The sequence below is a fragment of the Staphylococcus sp. 8AQ genome, from assembly GCF_902506595.1.
GTDB classification, from domain to species: Bacteria; Bacillota; Bacilli; order Staphylococcales; family Staphylococcaceae; genus Staphylococcus; species Staphylococcus pasteuri.
The window spans coordinates 1,821,721-1,837,923 of record NZ_LR733871.1 but is presented as its reverse complement, the minus strand read 5'-3'; the positions used below and the strand labels follow the sequence as shown (position 1 = coordinate 1,837,923).

The 16,203-nt window shown below is 31.2% G+C and carries 15 protein-coding genes; 10 read left to right on the top strand and 5 right to left on the bottom strand.

What is annotated here, in order from left to right; translation table 11 throughout:
• Positions 1-168 precede the first annotated feature (168 nt).
• Positions 169-771 (top strand): YdeI/OmpD-associated family protein, encoded by a 603-nt coding sequence (locus tag GVY01_RS09175; RefSeq protein WP_017637567.1) that lies wholly within the window; start codon positions 169-171, stop codon positions 769-771.
• 87 nt (positions 772-858) lie between these two features.
• On the opposite strand, the gene GVY01_RS09170 is transcribed toward GVY01_RS09175, so the two are convergent.
• Positions 859-1,638 carry a (S)-acetoin forming diacetyl reductase gene (locus tag GVY01_RS09170; RefSeq protein ID WP_017637568.1) on the bottom strand — a complete coding sequence of 260 codons (780 nt, stop codon included), beginning with the start codon at positions 1,636-1,638 and terminating at the stop codon, positions 859-861.
• Positions 1,639-2,132: 494 nt separating this feature from the next.
• Between GVY01_RS09170 and GVY01_RS09165 the strand changes: the two genes are divergently transcribed.
• Genes GVY01_RS09165 through GVY01_RS09150 form a run of 4 tightly spaced genes read left to right on the top strand, consistent with a single transcriptional unit; the run spans position 2,133 to position 5,709 of the window.
• Complete coding sequence (locus GVY01_RS09165; protein ID WP_017637569.1) at positions 2,133-3,407, top strand: betaine/proline/choline family ABC transporter ATP-binding protein; 1,275 nt, start codon at positions 2,133-2,135, stop codon at positions 3,405-3,407.
• Positions 3,407-4,042 carry an ABC transporter permease gene (locus tag GVY01_RS09160; protein ID WP_017637570.1) on the top strand — a complete coding sequence of 212 codons (636 nt, stop codon included), beginning with the start codon at positions 3,407-3,409 and terminating at the stop codon, positions 4,040-4,042. Before GVY01_RS09165 ends, GVY01_RS09160 begins: the two co-directional genes overlap by 1 nt.
• 21 nt (positions 4,043-4,063) lie before the next feature.
• Positions 4,064-5,017, top strand: a complete 954-nt coding sequence (locus tag GVY01_RS09155; RefSeq protein WP_017637571.1) for an osmoprotectant ABC transporter substrate-binding protein — start codon at positions 4,064-4,066, stop codon at positions 5,015-5,017.
• A gap of 2 nt (positions 5,018-5,019) precedes the next feature.
• The gene (locus GVY01_RS09150) at positions 5,020-5,709 is read left to right on the top strand and encodes an ABC transporter permease (protein WP_017637572.1); all 690 of its coding nucleotides are present in this window, start codon (positions 5,020-5,022) and stop codon (positions 5,707-5,709) included.
• 75 nt (positions 5,710-5,784) lie between these two features.
• On the opposite strand, the gene lrgB is transcribed toward GVY01_RS09150, so the two are convergent.
• A complete protein-coding gene (gene lrgB / locus GVY01_RS09145) occupies positions 5,785-6,486 on the bottom strand; it encodes an antiholin-like protein LrgB (protein WP_017637573.1) in 702 nt (233 codons plus the stop codon).
• 2 nt (positions 6,487-6,488) lie between these two features.
• Positions 6,489-6,935 (bottom strand): antiholin-like murein hydrolase modulator LrgA, encoded by a 447-nt coding sequence (gene lrgA, locus GVY01_RS09140; protein ID WP_017637574.1) that lies wholly within the window; start codon positions 6,933-6,935, stop codon positions 6,489-6,491.
• A 590-nt stretch (positions 6,936-7,525) separates the two neighbouring features.
• Between lrgA and GVY01_RS09135 the strand changes: the two genes are divergently transcribed.
• The 4 genes from GVY01_RS09135 (at position 7,526) to GVY01_RS09120 (ending at position 11,563) form a co-directional block, all read left to right on the top strand.
• Entirely contained in the window at positions 7,526-8,929 is a 1,404-nt protein-coding gene (locus GVY01_RS09135; protein ID WP_108017218.1) for an MFS transporter, read from the top strand.
• Positions 8,930-9,092: 163 nt separating this feature from the next.
• A complete protein-coding gene (locus tag GVY01_RS09130; RefSeq protein WP_017637576.1) occupies positions 9,093-10,025 on the top strand; it encodes a 2-dehydropantoate 2-reductase in 933 nt (310 codons plus the stop codon).
• A 171-nt stretch (positions 10,026-10,196) separates the two neighbouring features.
• Positions 10,197-10,670, top strand: a complete 474-nt coding sequence (locus GVY01_RS09125; protein WP_017637577.1) for a DUF1440 domain-containing protein — start codon at positions 10,197-10,199, stop codon at positions 10,668-10,670.
• A gap of 41 nt (positions 10,671-10,711) precedes the next feature.
• Positions 10,712-11,563, top strand: coding sequence for an NAD-dependent epimerase/dehydratase family protein (locus GVY01_RS09120; protein ID WP_159333730.1), 852 nt, complete (start codon positions 10,712-10,714; stop codon positions 11,561-11,563).
• Between the two features lie 75 nt (positions 11,564-11,638).
• On the opposite strand, the gene yidC is transcribed toward GVY01_RS09120, so the two are convergent.
• Both yidC and GVY01_RS09110 read right to left on the bottom strand, forming a co-directional pair.
• The gene (yidC, locus tag GVY01_RS09115) at positions 11,639-12,451 is read right to left on the bottom strand and encodes a membrane protein insertase YidC (protein WP_017637578.1); all 813 of its coding nucleotides are present in this window, start codon (positions 12,449-12,451) and stop codon (positions 11,639-11,641) included.
• Between the two features lie 151 nt (positions 12,452-12,602).
• Positions 12,603-14,102, bottom strand: coding sequence for a serine hydrolase domain-containing protein (locus tag GVY01_RS09110; protein ID WP_017637579.1), 1,500 nt, complete (start codon positions 14,100-14,102; stop codon positions 12,603-12,605).
• A 253-nt stretch (positions 14,103-14,355) separates the two neighbouring features.
• On the opposite strand from GVY01_RS09110, the gene GVY01_RS09105 reads away from it, so the two are divergent.
• A complete protein-coding gene (locus GVY01_RS09105; RefSeq protein WP_017637580.1) occupies positions 14,356-16,185 on the top strand; it encodes an APC family permease in 1,830 nt (609 codons plus the stop codon).
• Positions 16,186-16,203: the final 18 nt, after the last annotated feature.

The following is a 16,203-nucleotide window of genomic DNA, read 5'->3' as shown; positions in this document are numbered from 1 at the left end:
CATTCTTTTATATTCTGAAAATACTACGCCATTATTATACGCTAGTTAAAATATTAGTCAAATGCATATATTGTAATTTTTGTATAAATGTATAAAAATAGTGTTTTAAATATTTTGGTATATAATAGTGAATAAATCACTGGAAAAAGTAGAAAGTAGGGCAAACAAATGAGTAGTCAAAAAAATATCAATGCTGATGTGGAAGCATTTTTAAAAAAGGATAGTCAATGGAAAGATGAATTCAATTATTTAAGAGAGACCATTGTAAATTTTGATGATTTAGAAGAAACAATGAAATGGATGCACCCTTGTTACACAATTAATAATAAAAACGTTGTTTTAATACACGGGTTTAAAGAATATGTTGCGGTTATGTTTTTCAAAGGTGCATTAATAGAAGACAGTTACAACACGCTAATTCAACAAACGAAAAACGTACAATCTGCAAGACAGTTACGATTTGAAAAATTAGAAGATATTCAATCACGAAAAGAAGAAATTATTGATTATGTGAAACAAGCGATAGACATTGAAAAAGCAGGTAAAGAAGTAAAATTAAAGAAAACAGAGGACTATGAAGTTCCAGATGAACTACAACAACAATTTGATAAAATGCCAGAGTTAAAAGAAGCATTTAAACAATTAACACCTGGGAGACAACGACAATATTTACATCATATCGGAGAAGCAAAACGCGCAGATACTAGACAAAAGCGTGTGGATAAATATATTAATCATATCCTTGAAGGTAAAGGTATGCATGATAAGTAATAACTAAGCGAAGCTAACAGTAATCATATACTGCTAACTTCGCTTAGTCTTTTTATATAGTAAGAGTTTAAACAATGCCAATGATTATTAATGGAATCTCATGCCACCATCAACGATGATTGTTTGGCCAGTAATATAGTCTGAATCTTTACCAGCTAAAAAGCTAACAACATTGGATATATCTTCTGGTTGGGATAGTTTTCCTAAAGCAATTTGATCAGTAAATTGTTTCCATCCCCAAGATTCAGGTTGGCCAGCTTCTTCAGCTGTTTTTTTAGCTATGCCTTCCATCATTGGTGTATGGACAATACCTGGCGCATACGCATTTACTGTGATAGATTCATTTGCCAAATCACGCGCAGCAACTTGTGTTAAACCTCTCACTGCAAATTTACTACTACTATAAAGTGATAAACCTGCATTTCCTTCAACGCCAGCTTGTGATGTGGCGTTAATAATTTTACCACCATGACCTAACTGTTTAAATTGAGCATGTGCTGCTTGAATACCCCATAGTACACCTTTCACATTGACACCATATACTTTGTCAAAGTCTTCAGGGGTAATAGAATCAATAGGTGTCATAGGACCTAAACCTGCATTACTTACTAGTACGTGTAAGTCTCCAAAGTGTTCTACTGTTTGATTCATCGCATTGAATACATCGTCTCGATTTGAAACATCAGCTTTGATTGCGATTACTTTTGAATCATCTTGTGATAGAGCATGTGCTGCTTGATTTGCACCTTCTCCATTGAAATCTACAATAGCCAATTTAAAACCATCTGAGAATAAACGTTTAGCAATTTGATAACCAATACCTTGTGCGCCACCAGTTACAACTGCTACTTTATTTTGTTCATTCATTTTTAACCCTTCTTTTTATTATTTTTTAATACAAGTTCAAAATATCACAAAAGAACATTAGGTATTCATAAATGTGTAACATAAAAATACTTTTCGATTTATTGTCATTAATTATCAAAATAACTTTCACAATTCATAATTTTAAGCTAGAAATACAATGTTTATCGTTTTGTAATTCAAATTAAAATTATGAATATCTTTATAAATTTGTTAAGTTTAAATAAATGAATTTTGTAAAAACGCAATATGTTTATTAAAATTATATAGGGTATATATTTATATCGTTGTCGAATATGCATACATAGAAACCTAAAGCCAATGTTATACACATAGCAGTAACATAATGACATCTTTTTAAAATTAAACATTGAAGGTAAAGACCATCGTACGCTTGTTCAACCAATATTATTTATTAGTTAACAACTGTTCTGCTGGTCTTTTAAATTGTATAGTGATATTCGCCATTTTTTACTTAATGGAAGGGGAAAATAATCATGTTAAGTATTAAGAATTTAACCAAGATTTACTCTGGGAATAAAAAGGCAGTTGATAATTTATCACTTGATATTGAATCAGGAGAGTTTATCGCATTTATTGGGACGAGTGGTAGTGGTAAGACAACTGCATTAAGAATGATTAACCGAATGATTGAGGCCACTGATGGAGAAATCCAGATGAATGGCAAAGATGTTCGTCATATGAATCCCGTGGAATTAAGAAGAAGTATCGGTTATGTTATTCAACAAATTGGTTTAATGCCGCATATGACAATTAGAGAAAATATTGTATTAGTACCTAAATTATTAAAGTGGTCTAAAGAAAAGAAAGATGCAAAAGCAAAAGAGTTAATTCAACTTGTTGATTTACCAGTTGAATATTTAGATCGCTATCCAGCTGAATTATCTGGTGGACAACAACAACGTATTGGTGTAGTGAGAGCACTCGCTGCTGAACAAGATATCATTTTAATGGATGAACCTTTTGGTGCGCTTGATCCGATAACTCGAGATACATTACAAGATTTAGTTAAAGAATTACAACGAAAATTAGGTAAAACATTTATTTTCGTAACACATGACATGGATGAAGCAATTAAACTCGCAGATAAAATTTGCATCATGTCACAAGGTAAAGTTGTGCAATTTGATACGCCAGATAATATATTAAGAAACCCAGCCAATGATTTCGTTAAAGACTTTATTGGTCAAAACAGATTGATCCAAGATAGACCAAATATGAAAACAGTTGAAGGTGCCATGATTAAACCTGTTACTGTTCATGCAGATGATTCATTGAATGATGCAGTTAATATCATGCGTGAGAGACGTGTAGATACCATATTTGTGGTGAATAGCCATGACAAACTACTTGGTTTCTTAGATATAGAAGATATTAACCAGGGTTTAAGAGCTAAAAAAGAACTGATTGATACAATGCAACGTGATATTTATAAAGTACATATTGATTCCAAATTACAAGATTCAGTTAGAACTATTTTAAAACGTAATGTGAGAAACATACCTGTTGTTGATGATGACAATAAATTAATAGGTCTTATCACACGTGCAAACTTAGTTGATATCGTATATGACTCCATTTGGGGCGACGGTGATACTGAAATGTCAGAATCTGTAGAGCCAAATGAGACAAACATTTCAAATGGGAATGAATCTTTAAATAATCTTCACAATCAAGACGACACTCATCAACATGTGAATACATCTTCTATAAACGAGATGAATAAAGATGAAGCGGGAGATGAACGATAATGAAAGCATTTTTGAATGAATATGGAAGCCAGCTCGTATCAAAGACGATTGAACATTTCTATATTTCTATCATTGCTTTATTAATTGCAATCGTCGTAGCTGTTCCTGTTGGCATCTTATTATCTAAAACGACTAAAACTGCTAACGTTGTATTAACGATAGCTGGCGTCCTTCAAACGATACCAACTTTAGCTGTATTGGCCATTATGATACCTATTTTCGGAGTAGGTAAGACACCTGCCATTGTTGCATTATTTATTTATGTATTATTACCGATATTGAATAATACTGTATTAGGTGTCAAAAATATAGACAAAAATGTTATACAAGCTGGACAAAGTATGGGTATGACACAATTTCAATTAATGAAAGATGTCCAATTGCCTCTAGCTTTACCATTAATTATTAGTGGCATTAGACTTTCAAGTGTTTATGTCATCAGCTGGGCTACTTTAGCGAGTTATGTTGGTGCTGGTGGACTAGGAGACTTAGTATTCAATGGATTAAATTTATATCAACCACCTATGATTGTTAGTGCAGCTATTTTAGTTACATTGTTAGCATTAATTGTCGACATGCTATTATCATTAGTTGAAAAATGGGCGGTACCTAAAGGATTAAAAGTATCTAGATAAGAAAAGGGAGGATGTAACAATATGAAGAAACATATTAAATATACAGTGATTCTTATTGCCTTGTCCCTCTTAGTATTATCTGGATGTAGTTTACCAGGTTTAGGTGACGGCAATTCAAAAAATGATGTTAAAATCACGACTACTGAAACAAGTGAAACAAAGATTATTGCAAATATGGAGAAACTAATGATTGAACATGAAACTAAAGGCAAAATCAAGCCGACAATCATTGGGAACTTAGGATCAAGTATTATTCAACATAACGCATTGCAACGCGGCGACGTTAATATGTCAGCTGTAAGATACACAGGTACAGAATTAACTAGTGTGTTAAACGCAAAACCAACAAAAGATCCTAAAAAAGCGATGTCTGAATCACAAAAGCTATTCAAGAAAAAATATGATCAAAAATATTATAATTCATTAGGATTTGCGAACACGTACGCATTTATGGTGACAAAAGAAACAGCTAAAAAATACCATTTAGAAAAAGTTTCAGACTTAGAAAAACATAAAAACGACTTGAAATTAGGTATGGATACACAATGGATGAATAGAGCAGGAGATGGATATCCAGCCTTCGTTAAAGATTACGGATTTAAATTTGCAAGTGCACGACCAATGCAAATAGGTTTAGTATATGATGCACTAAAAAATAAAAAATTGGATGTAGCTGTGGGATATTCTACTGATGGACGTATTGCAGCTTACGATTTGAAAATTTTAAAAGATGATCGTAAATTTTTCCCACCATATGATGGTAGTCCATTGGCTACAGAAAAAGTGATTAAAGATAATCCAAAAATTGATACAGCTTTGAAAAAGTTAGAAGGTAAAGTTTCAACTAAAGAAATGCAAAAGTTAAATTATGAAGCTGACGGTAAAGGGAAAGAACCTGCAATTATTGCAGAAGAATACTTGAAAAAACATAACTATTTTGATGATGACAAAAATAGTAAGAAAGGTGGTCAATAATTATGAAAGGTAATTTATTCCAATCTATTATTGAATATTATTCATTGAACTTTGGCTACCTTATGGAATTATTCTTTAAACATTTATTAATGTCAGTTTACGGTGTACTGTTTGCTTGTATTATAGGTATTCCATTAGGCATTGTCATAGCTCGATATAAGAAACTAGCTTGGCCTATTATTACAATTGCTAATATTATTCAAACAGTACCAGCCATAGCAATGCTTGCGATTTTGATGTTAGCTATGGGACTAGGTCCAACAACTGTTGTTGTAACAGTTTTCTTATATTCGCTACTCCCAATTATTAAAAATACTTATACAGGTATTGTAGATGTAGATGAAAATATTAAAGATGCTGGTAAGGGTATGGGAATGACTAGAAACCAAGTATTACGAATGATTGAGTTACCATTATCTTTATCAGTGATTATAGGTGGCATTCGTATTGCACTAGTAGTTGCAATCGGTATTGTTGCTATTGGGTCATTCATTGGTGCACCAACACTTGGTGATATTATTATTCGTGGAACTAACTCAACAGACGGAACAACATTCATTTTAGCAGGAGCGATACCAATTGCTTTAATAGCTATTTTAATTGATTTAGGATTACGTTTCTTAGAAAAACGACTAGATCCAACACGTAAAAACAAAAAGAAATTTGAACATCAACCACAACAAATTAAATAAATATAAAACAAGGTCAGGACTACTTTCATAGCCCTGACCTTGTTCTATTAATTTTAAATTACCACTACGTTTAACCTATAATAATATTGGCGCTAAAATAGGTACGATTGCTACTACAATAACACCTACAATAACAACTGCAATACTACCCATAGATTCTTCAGTTTCTCCCAATTCTTTAGCAGCAGCTACACCTAATGTGTGACCACTAGTACCTAAAGCAAGACCACGTGCAATTGGGTTTGAAATTTTGAACCATCTTACAATTTTAGTACCTAATGCAGAAATAACTACAGCATTTAAAATAACTGCTAATGATGTAAGTTCTTTCATACCACCGATACCTTCTGATACAGGTAAAGCGATTGCTGTTGTTGCAGCTTGAGGTAACATTGAAGCAACAATTTGATTACTGAATTGGAATAAAGTTGCAACTAGATAGATTAAAATAAGTGCAACGATAGTACCTAAAGCAATACCACCAAATATTTGTAACCAATATTTTTTTAATACGTCACGCTTTTTATATAAAGGAATTGCAAAACTAATCGTAGCTGGTTCTAAGAAGAAATTAATAATATCTCCACCTATTTTATAGTTTGCATAACTAATTCCTGTCAATTTTAAGAAAGCAATACCTACAACCATACTAACGAATAAAGGTGCAAGTAAGAAAAATCCATTCGTTTTTTTATAAAAATATGTAGCAATTACAAATGGAATAAGGGAAACTAAAATACCAAAATATGGAGTATTAATACCTAAATGTTCTACCATGATTAACCTCCTATACGACTAGTTTCTTCATTTTTCTCTTTACTAGGGAACAATGATTTTGTCACTAATAATTGAGAAGCGAAACCAGTACAAATTAATAAAAAGATTGTAGATAAAATGATTAATAAAATAATCAATATTGGACTTTGACTTAATACAGGTAATGAATTGATTACTGAAACGCCGGCTGGAACGAATAAAAAACTAATATTATTAGTTAAAGTAGTTCCTACTGTTTCGACTTGTTCTAATTTAACAATTCCAGTACATAAAGCGATAAATAATAAAACTAAACCAATTACTGAAGCGGGCATTGGGATAGGCATGAATGCTTCAATAATCTTAGAGATAAACAAAATAACTGCAATTGTTAAAGCTTGTTGGAAGAAATTGTACACTCTTCCAGATGTATGTTGAACTCTTTCTTTTGTAGAAGATGAGTTAGCCATAACATACATTCCTCCTGTTCTATTTGTATATGGATTCGGTAAGAACGTTTGGATTTGTCAAAAATAGGATTCACTTACTAATTTAAAACGTAAACTAAAAGATAAAGTTATTTAGTTTTAAAAAATAAAAAAATCAATTGCAAAGTTCAAACGAATCTTTTGTGAAGTAATTCACGAGCAATTATACAATATAATTCATATTAATTTGTACATTGAATTCGTCGTTTTCGTGACAATTTTCAAAAAAATTATCCTTTTATTTTTTAGTAAGTTTCGACAAATTCATTTATTATTATATAGTAAGCGCTTACCTATTTTAAAGATAATACTAAAAAATATATACTTCAAGATGTAATGGAAAAATAAAAGTAATTGGTGTAAAATATGTATTCATATATACAAATATTCTAAATATTAAAAGAAATTAAAGGGTATTGTAAAAAACTGATAAAATCGATTTAAAAGTAATCAAGCAAATAGAGAAATAGAAAAGGGAAAGCAGTTGTTTTTAAGTAAAAACTTTTACATGAATCGATTTAAAGTGAGTAAGTAAAATATGGAAAGTGTTTTGTAGGAGGAATTAATATTTTATGAACAAAACTTCAAAGGAGTTTGAAGGAGACAATAGGCTTCTTCTAGGTATTATTTTAGGTGTTATTACTTTCTGGTTATTTGCACAATCATTAGTCAATTTAGTTGTGCCATTACAAACATCATTTAAAAGTGATATTGGAACAATTAACATAGCTGTTAGTTTGACAGCCTTAATGTCAGGACTATTCATTGTAGGTGCTGGTGACTTTGCAGATAAGTTTGGCCGCGTAAAAGTTACATACATTGGTTTAATTTTAAATATTATTGGGTCTTTATTAATTATTATTACACCGTTAATACCTTTTTTAATTGCTGGTAGAATATTTCAAGGTTTATCAGCAGCATGTATTATGCCTGCAACCTTAGCTATTATTAACGAATATTATATTGGAACTGCAAGACAAAGAGCATTAAGTTATTGGTCAATTGGATCTTGGGGTGGTAGTGGTATTTGTACGCTATTTGGCGGTCTAATGTCCACACACTTTGGTTGGAGAACCATCTTTATTGTATCAATTATTTTGACATTATTGTCTATGTATTTAATTAAACACACTCCAGAAACGAAAGCAGAACCAGTAATCACTAAAAATGGTGAAGCAAAGAAATTTGATATTGTTGGCTTAATGATACTAATTATTTGTATGTTAAGTATTAACGTTATTATTACACAATCTTCTAAATTAGGATTATTTTCACCAATTATTATAAGTTTAATCGTAGTATTTTTTGTTTCACTAATAGGATTTATTATGTACGAAAATAAAATTAAATATCCTTTAGTTGACTTTAGCTTATTTGCTAATAAAGGGTACAGTGGAGCTACTGTTTCTAACTTTATGTTAAATGGTGTTGCAGGTGGTACGCTAATTGTAGTAAACACTTATTACCAGCAGCAACTTGATTTTAATGAATCTCAAACAGGTGTAATTTCTCTTACATACTTAATCGCTGTATTAATTATGATTCGTGTAGGTGAGAAGATTCTTCAAGCGCTAGGTCCGAAACGACCATTATTAATGGGTAGTGGTATAACAACTATCGGATTAGTCTTACTATCTTTAACTTTCTTACCAGAACCTTGGTACATTACTTCAAGTGTTATCGGATATTTATTATTTGGTACAGGACTTGGTATTTATGCGACACCATCAACTGATACAGCTGTTGCACAAGCCCCTGATGATAAAGTAGGTGTTGCTTCAGGGGTTTATAAAATGGCTTCTTCTTTAGGTAATGCATTTGGCGTAGCTATTTCGGGAACAATATATGGTTCTTTTGCTTCGCAAATGAATATGGCATTAGGTGGCTTTATGGGCGTTGTCTTAAATGCAGTCATCGCACTAATTGCATTCTTTGCCATTTTATTATTAGTACCTAAGAAACAAACAAATTTATAAGAATAGAATAAACGTTATTATTAAGGTCGAGACAAAAGCATGTCTCGATCTTTATTTATACTCATTAATGTTAGAAAATTATGAAGATTTTGCTATTCACGTTGACGTTATAGCAATTAAATAGTATTTTAAGTTTAACTTTATCATGGAATGAGGGATTTGAATGAAGATTGCTATTGCAGGTTCAGGTGCTTTAGGATGTGGATTTGGTGCTAAACTATTTCAACAAGGTTTTGATGTGACATTAATTGATAGTTGGATGACTCATGTTAAAGCGATTCAAACCAATGGCTTGCATATTGATATAAATGGAGAACGTTGTCATTTAGACATACCAATGTATAGTCATGAAGACATACCTAATAATGATGTTTATGATATAGTATTTTTATTTCCAAAATCGATGCAACTAAAAGATGTCCTAGATTATATCAAACCGCATTTAAGTGAAACGTCTATTGTTGTTTGTACTATGAATGGTTTGAAACATGAACGTTTAATTGAACAATATGTTAAAACATCGCAAATTGTAAGAGGTGTAACAACTTGGACAGCAGGAATAGAAAGTCCAGGTTGTACCCACTTGATGGGAAGCGGACCAGTTGAAGTAGGTGGACTTGTGCCAGAAGGGATGGATAATGCTCAAACCATTGTTGAAATATTAAATCAAGCCGGCTTAAATGGCACTTTAAGTGAAGATTTGCACCAGTCAATCTGGAAGAAAATTTGTGTTAATGGAACAGCGAATGCATTATGCACGATTTTAGAATGCAAAATGTCTTCATTAAATGAAAGTAACGATGCGAAAAATCTTATTTATAAAATTACCCAGGAAATTGTACATGTAGCAACCATTGATAATGTTCATTTAAATCTAGATGAAATATTTGAATATCTAATCGATCTCAATGACAAAGTCGGCCCTCATTTCCCTTCGATGTATCAAGATTTAATTAATAATCATCGCAAAACAGAAATAGATTATATTAATGGTGCTGTAGCTAAATTAGGTGTTGAGAACGGTATTGATGCACCAGTAAATCAATTTGTTGCTAATCTTATTCATGCTAAAGAAAATAAATTAGACGCACAATAGATGAAGTATATTTTAAGCTTATAAGCGTATAGAAATTTTTGCTTATAAGCTTATTTTTTAGGATTTGAATCAATAGTAAATATATCAATTATTGAAATAATTGATGATGAATGACTTAAAATATCATGATAGGGTAAATAAATTAAAATGTTGAATTAAGGAGATGCATATATGAATATTTCATATAAAAATGTATTAATAACTGGTATTGTTGGTGGTTTCTTAGGTGGAGCTGTCAAAATGGGCTGGGAAGCATTAATGCCACCTAGAACACCTGAACGTGATGAAGAACCGCCACCAATGACATTATTGAATCAACTTGGCTTACCCGAAAACATTAAAAATGCTACTTATCACTACAACGGAAATGACATACCTTTAACAATTATGGGTGTGCATTATGGCTTTTCCATTGTAAATGCAATAAGCTATGCATTGATTGCTGAGAAGTGTCCACAAGTGAAAGCTTTAAACGGTTCTATTTTTGGCATAATAGTTAATATAGCATTCCATGAATACTTATTACCTAAATTATCATTAACACCAAAAGTGGAAGATTTACCTAAAGAAGAAAGATTATCTGAATTACTTGGGCATATTATTTGGATGAATACGATAGATTTTGTACACTCATCTAACAAGTAAAAATATCCCCCTAATAGAAAAAATAAAGAAAAGGTGAGAATATGAGTAAAATTTTTGTAACTGGAGCGACAGGTTTAATCGGAACAAAATTAACTAAAAGATTAATCGAAGAAGGACATGATGTAGCTGGATTTACTACATCTGAAAATGGTAAAGAAAAATTAGAATCATCTAATGTAAAAGCATATATTGGAGATATTCTAAAATACGATACTATTGATAGTGCTATTGCAGATTTCCGTTCAGAAATCATTATCAATCAAATCACAGATTTAAAAAATGTTGATATGTCTGCTAATACTAAAGTACGTGTTGAAGGATCAAAAAATTTAATTGATGCTGCTCAAAAATATGATGTGAAAAAAGTCATTGCACAAAGTATTGGTTTCGTTTATGAAGCAGGTGAAGGTCTTGCAACTGAAGAAACATCATTAGATTTAGATTCAACAGGTGATCGTAAAATTACAGTTGATGGTGTTATTGGTCTTGAAGAAGAAACATCTCGCATGGACGAATATGTCGTATTAAGATTTGGTTGGTTATACGGACCAGGTACTTGGTATGGAAAAGACGGAATGATTTATAATCAATTTATCGATGGTAAAGTAACATTGTCAGATGGCGTTACTTCATTTGTTCATCTTGATGATGCAGTTGAAACATCAATTCAAGCGTTAAACTTTGATAATGGTATTTATAACGTTGCTGATGACGAACCAGTTAAAGGTTCTGACTTTGCTGAATGGTATAAACAACAATTAAATGTTGATCCTGAAATTGATATTCAACCAGCACAACCATTTGAACGTGGTATCACAAATGATAAATTCAAAGCCCAAGGTGGTAAATTAATTTATTCAACTTGGAAAGATGGTATGAATCCTATCAAATAGTAATTTAAAATAAGCGACTTAATGTTACCTTTTATATAGGTGACATTAAGTCGCTTTTATTTTTTGATTAGTTATTTAATGGTTATCATTTTTAGTGTTTAATGACTTTCTAAGTTGTTCAGCTTCTAATTGTCCTACTTTTGAATAATGACGATGGGCAAAATGCATTTGAATAATTAAAAATGCAGCACTTATAGACCAATATAGGCCTAAAGCAGATGCAGATGTTAAAGATGCATAAGTAATAAATATAGGAGATAACACCATCATGACATAATAGGTTTTGCGTTCTTTTTTAGGATAATGAATAGAATTGACTAATGGCTGAATAAAATACATTAAAGCAGCAATCAAAGTCATCACAATATTCGGCTCTGTTAAATTAAACCATAAAAAATGTGGATATTTAGTAATACCATCACTACTGGGATATTTCAAACTCATATATAGTCCCATTAATATAGGAATTTGTATCACGATTGGTAAACAACCAACGACATTTTTAAATGGATTAATACCGTATTGTTTATACTTTTTCATTAATAATTGATTAGCTGCATTACGCTCTTCTTGAGAAGATGCATTTTTAATTTTTTCTCTAATTTTATCTATTTGTGGTTGAACTACTTTCGTTTTTTCTCGCATGATATGCATATTTTTAACTTGAATAAGCATAAATGGTAATAGAATAAAACGTACAATGAGTACTATTGTTATGATAGCTAGCCCATAGTTCTCGTTAAATAATCTACCTAATAAATGCAGTAACTTATCCATAGGTTGGACGAATGTATTATAAAAAACACCAGCACGATTGTCAGATTTTGAATAATCGCAACCTGTTAAAAATAAAACTACAACTAATAATATTGATATACGTTTGGCCATAAATGACTTCCTCTTTATAAAATATAGCTTTCGTGTAAAGGTATGAACTTTTTGCAATAACACAAATATTTTATGTTTAATATAACAGAAATAAGAGGGCGTTTTATCAAATTATTCGTAACTGTTAACTATTTGAACGTAAGTGTATCACTTATTTATAGGATTTTTTACTTAAAATAATAATAATGAGTAAAATAGTTATTGAAATAACACAACCGTAAAAGCTAAACAGTGCAAATTTGGCGTGGGTAGGTAACCATGTCATCACAAATGACCAACTATTATTTCCTAATACAAAATAAGGAATTAAATAAATAGCTACACTGATTAATACGAATACCAACATTAATGCTATAAAGGCATAGAGAGAAGCTTTACTTCTTTGAACTTTATATAAGCCATTTTTGATAGCAAATAAACGTTTAAAAATAAAATATAAGCTAATTAAAATACCTAATGCCGATAAAATAGTAATAACAATATTTATGTCATACGCTTGTTCTATCTTAGTTTCGATAGTCGTATAATGTTTATGGTTCATGACTTGTGCATTCAAGTGATCTGCTAGTTGTGATACTTTGGTAGATTTTAAATTTGCTAAAATAACGATACCGTACGACTTCTTAGGATTGAGTAATATAATTGAGGAATAGTTATCTAGCGTTCCAATATGATATACATAATTATTATTTGAATTGGTAAACCAACCTGCAGCATAACCATTTGCATTATCTTCACCTCTTGATTCATTGATAGTTTGATGTGATTGATTAACAATACGTTTTGTTTTGTTAGAAGGTGATAATTGCATTTTAACCCAATGTTCTAAATCTCTAGTATTCGACATTAAATAAGCTGAAGGTGTGTCTCCAATATTGAACGATGGAGCACTTTGTTTAATAACTCCACTGGCTTGTTCATAGCCAACTGCTTCATTTTTATGCTTTGTATTTGTAGTTTTAAATGATGTTTGATTCATATGAAGCGGTTTTAAAATATTCTCTGTAATATAGGTTTGATAAGATTCCTTAGAAACATTTTGTATAACTAACCCCAATACATCGTAATTCATATTTGAATATTCAAATGTATCTCCAGGTTTATGATTTAATTCTTTTCCTTTGATACTATTAACTAAATTGTTGATTGAATCACCATATTGCTCGGTTTGATCCTCACTAGTAATGTTCGAAGGAATGCCACTCTTTTGCCCCAGAAGTTGCTTGATAGTGATATCATATTTTTTATCATTATATGTCATATAGAATCCAGGTATATATTTGGATACTTTATCGTTGAGATGAAGCTTTCCTTTATGTGCTAAATCTAATATGGCATATCCTGTAAAAGCTTTTGTATTAGAAGCAATTTCATATTTTGTTGTTGGTTTTGCTTTTATTTTCTTTTCAACATTTGCATAGCCATATCCTTTATTTAAAAAGACTTTATTATCTTTCACTATTAAAATTGAAGCACCTGGAATATCTCCAGCTTTCATGTCTGATTGTACAATTGTATCAATAAAGTTTTGTGATGATTTCGTTAGTAATGTTTCGCTTTTATTATAAGCTAAAAAATGTTTCGTAATAATAACGATTATAAGTATAACTATCGTAAAAATGAGAGTGATGATAAATGGCCTTTTTTTCATAGTTAGAGTTCCCTTTTTAAAATATGTTGCATAAAGTTTTATTAAGTGTAATTTATTATAGCAGGTTTAGAAATATTTTAGCGAGTTAAAGTGCTTGCAATAAAAATGGTTAATCATTAGAATACACATAAATAAAAGTGTAATATAACAATTAAGTTGTATATAGACCTTAAAAATATTAAGGGAGAATCTATACAACTGACTGTGTTGGGAGTATAGTTTATCCATCAACATACAAAGAGGTATTGGAGTTATGTTTAATCAAATTAAAAGACTTTTAATTGGGCGTCCTAAAAAGAATAGGGACTTAAAAAATGAAAAGATTACTAAATTCAAAGCACTAGCGATATTATCATCAGATGCCTTATCTTCTGTTGCATACGGGCCTGAGCAAATACTAATTACGTTATCAGTCGTTGGGGCAGTCGCTTCATGGTATACATTACCGATTGCTGCAGGTGTATTGATTTTATTAGCAGCACTTATATTATCGTATAGACAAATTATATATGCATACCCTAAAGGTGGCGGAGCATATATGGTGTCAAAAACGAATTTAGGCGAGAAGTGGGGATTACTTGCTGGAGGTTCCTTACTGGTTGACTACATTTTAACCGTAGCTGTAAGTATTTCTTCTGGAGCCGATGCATTTGTAGCTGCATTTCCAGGTTTATATCATCATAAAGTATTAATAGCTTGTCTATTAGTTTTGTTTATTTTGATATTGAACTTAAGAGGGTTAACTGAATCAGCGACTTTATTATCCTACCCAGTATATTTATTTATCATAGGATTAGTTGTGTTAATAGTGATAGGTACATGGCGTGTTGCTACTGGTGATATACAACCACATATGCAATCGTCAATTGGAACATCAGTACATGGTGTAACACTCTTTTTACTATTAAAAGCATTTTCTTCAGGGGCTTCTTCTTTAACAGGGGTAGAGGCTATTTCAAATGCTGTTACAAATTTTAAAGATCCAGCTGCTAAAAACGCAGTCAAAACATTAGTAACAATGGGAAGTATTTTAGCATTCCTTTTAGTTGGTATCGTAGGATTAGCTTATGTTTATGGTGTCATGCCGCAAACTGAAACGACAGTATTATCACAATTAGCATCACAAATTTTTGGTGATAATGTGGCCTTTTATTTTGTACAAGCAACTACTGTAATGATTTTAGTATTGGCTGCTAATACAGGTTTTACTGCATTTCCAATGTTAGCTGCGTCTATGTCAAAAGATAAGTATATGCCTAGAATGTTTACAGTCAGAGGTGACCGATTAGGTTATTCTAATTCAATTTTAGTATTAGGAATTTTTGCTATTATATTAATTATTTTATTCAAAGGTAAAACTGAAAATCTTATTCCATTATATGCAGTAGGTGTATTTATTCCATTCACACTGGCTCAATTTGGTATGGTATTAAAATGGTTTAGAGAGAGACCAAAGGGTTGGCAAGCGAAACTAGCAGTCAATACACTAGGTGGAACAATTACATTTGTTGTATTTATGATATTTTTAATTACTAAATTTACACATGTCTGGCCAATATTATTGTTCTTACCATTCTTTGTATCAATCTTTGTAAGAATTAAAATGCATTATCGTAATGTCGCTGAACAATTGCGATCAGATAAAGATGTATACGATGTACCAGTTGTAGATCGTAGTTTAGCCATTGTACCTATTATGAGTATTACGACTGTAGTAGACAAATCTATTTATTACGCTCAAATGTTAGCTAATAATGATGTGATTGCAGTGCATGTATCATTTGGTGATGAGGATGAAAAAGCATTTCAAGAAAAATGGAAACAACATTATCCAGATGTACGGCTTATTATTTTACACTCCGAATACAGAAGTATTATACGACCGATTTCTAGATTTATCGATAAAATTCACCGTAAAGCAAAAAATCAAAATTATTTAATCACGGTTGTTGTGCCAGAATTTATACCTAAGAAACCATGGCATCATCTATTACACAACCAAACAAGCTTACGCTTAAAAATGCATTTGATTTATCAGAAAAACGTCATCCTCTGTACAATTCCATTTAAACTTAAAAAATAATTAAAAACCACAATGACT

What these genes read in the sequence shown, in the direction of transcription:
- GVY01_RS09175 (WP_017637567.1), top strand. Translation starts at nt 169, where the DNA reads ATGAGTAGTCAAAAAAATATCAATGCTGATGTGGAAGCATTTTTAAAA.
- GVY01_RS09170 (WP_017637568.1), bottom strand. Translation starts at nt 1,638, where the DNA reads ATGAATGAACAAAATAAAGTAGCAGTTGTAACTGGTGGCGCACAAGGT.
- GVY01_RS09165 (WP_017637569.1), top strand. Translation starts at nt 2,133, where the DNA reads ATGTTAAGTATTAAGAATTTAACCAAGATTTACTCTGGGAATAAAAAG.
- GVY01_RS09160 (WP_017637570.1), top strand. Translation starts at nt 3,407, where the DNA reads ATGAAAGCATTTTTGAATGAATATGGAAGCCAGCTCGTATCAAAGACG.
- GVY01_RS09155 (WP_017637571.1), top strand. Translation starts at nt 4,064, where the DNA reads ATGAAGAAACATATTAAATATACAGTGATTCTTATTGCCTTGTCCCTC.
- GVY01_RS09150 (WP_017637572.1), top strand. Translation starts at nt 5,020, where the DNA reads ATGAAAGGTAATTTATTCCAATCTATTATTGAATATTATTCATTGAAC.
- lrgB (WP_017637573.1), bottom strand. Translation starts at nt 6,486, where the DNA reads ATGGTAGAACATTTAGGTATTAATACTCCATATTTTGGTATTTTAGTT.
- lrgA (WP_017637574.1), bottom strand. Translation starts at nt 6,935, where the DNA reads ATGGCTAACTCATCTTCTACAAAAGAAAGAGTTCAACATACATCTGGA.
- GVY01_RS09135 (WP_108017218.1), top strand. Translation starts at nt 7,526, where the DNA reads ATGAACAAAACTTCAAAGGAGTTTGAAGGAGACAATAGGCTTCTTCTA.
- GVY01_RS09130 (WP_017637576.1), top strand. Translation starts at nt 9,093, where the DNA reads ATGAAGATTGCTATTGCAGGTTCAGGTGCTTTAGGATGTGGATTTGGT.
- GVY01_RS09125 (WP_017637577.1), top strand. Translation starts at nt 10,197, where the DNA reads ATGAATATTTCATATAAAAATGTATTAATAACTGGTATTGTTGGTGGT.
- GVY01_RS09120 (WP_159333730.1), top strand. Translation starts at nt 10,712, where the DNA reads ATGAGTAAAATTTTTGTAACTGGAGCGACAGGTTTAATCGGAACAAAA.
- yidC (WP_017637578.1), bottom strand. Translation starts at nt 12,451, where the DNA reads ATGGCCAAACGTATATCAATATTATTAGTTGTAGTTTTATTTTTAACA.
- GVY01_RS09110 (WP_017637579.1), bottom strand. Translation starts at nt 14,102, where the DNA reads ATGAAAAAAAGGCCATTTATCATCACTCTCATTTTTACGATAGTTATA.
- GVY01_RS09105 (WP_017637580.1), top strand. Translation starts at nt 14,356, where the DNA reads ATGTTTAATCAAATTAAAAGACTTTTAATTGGGCGTCCTAAAAAGAAT.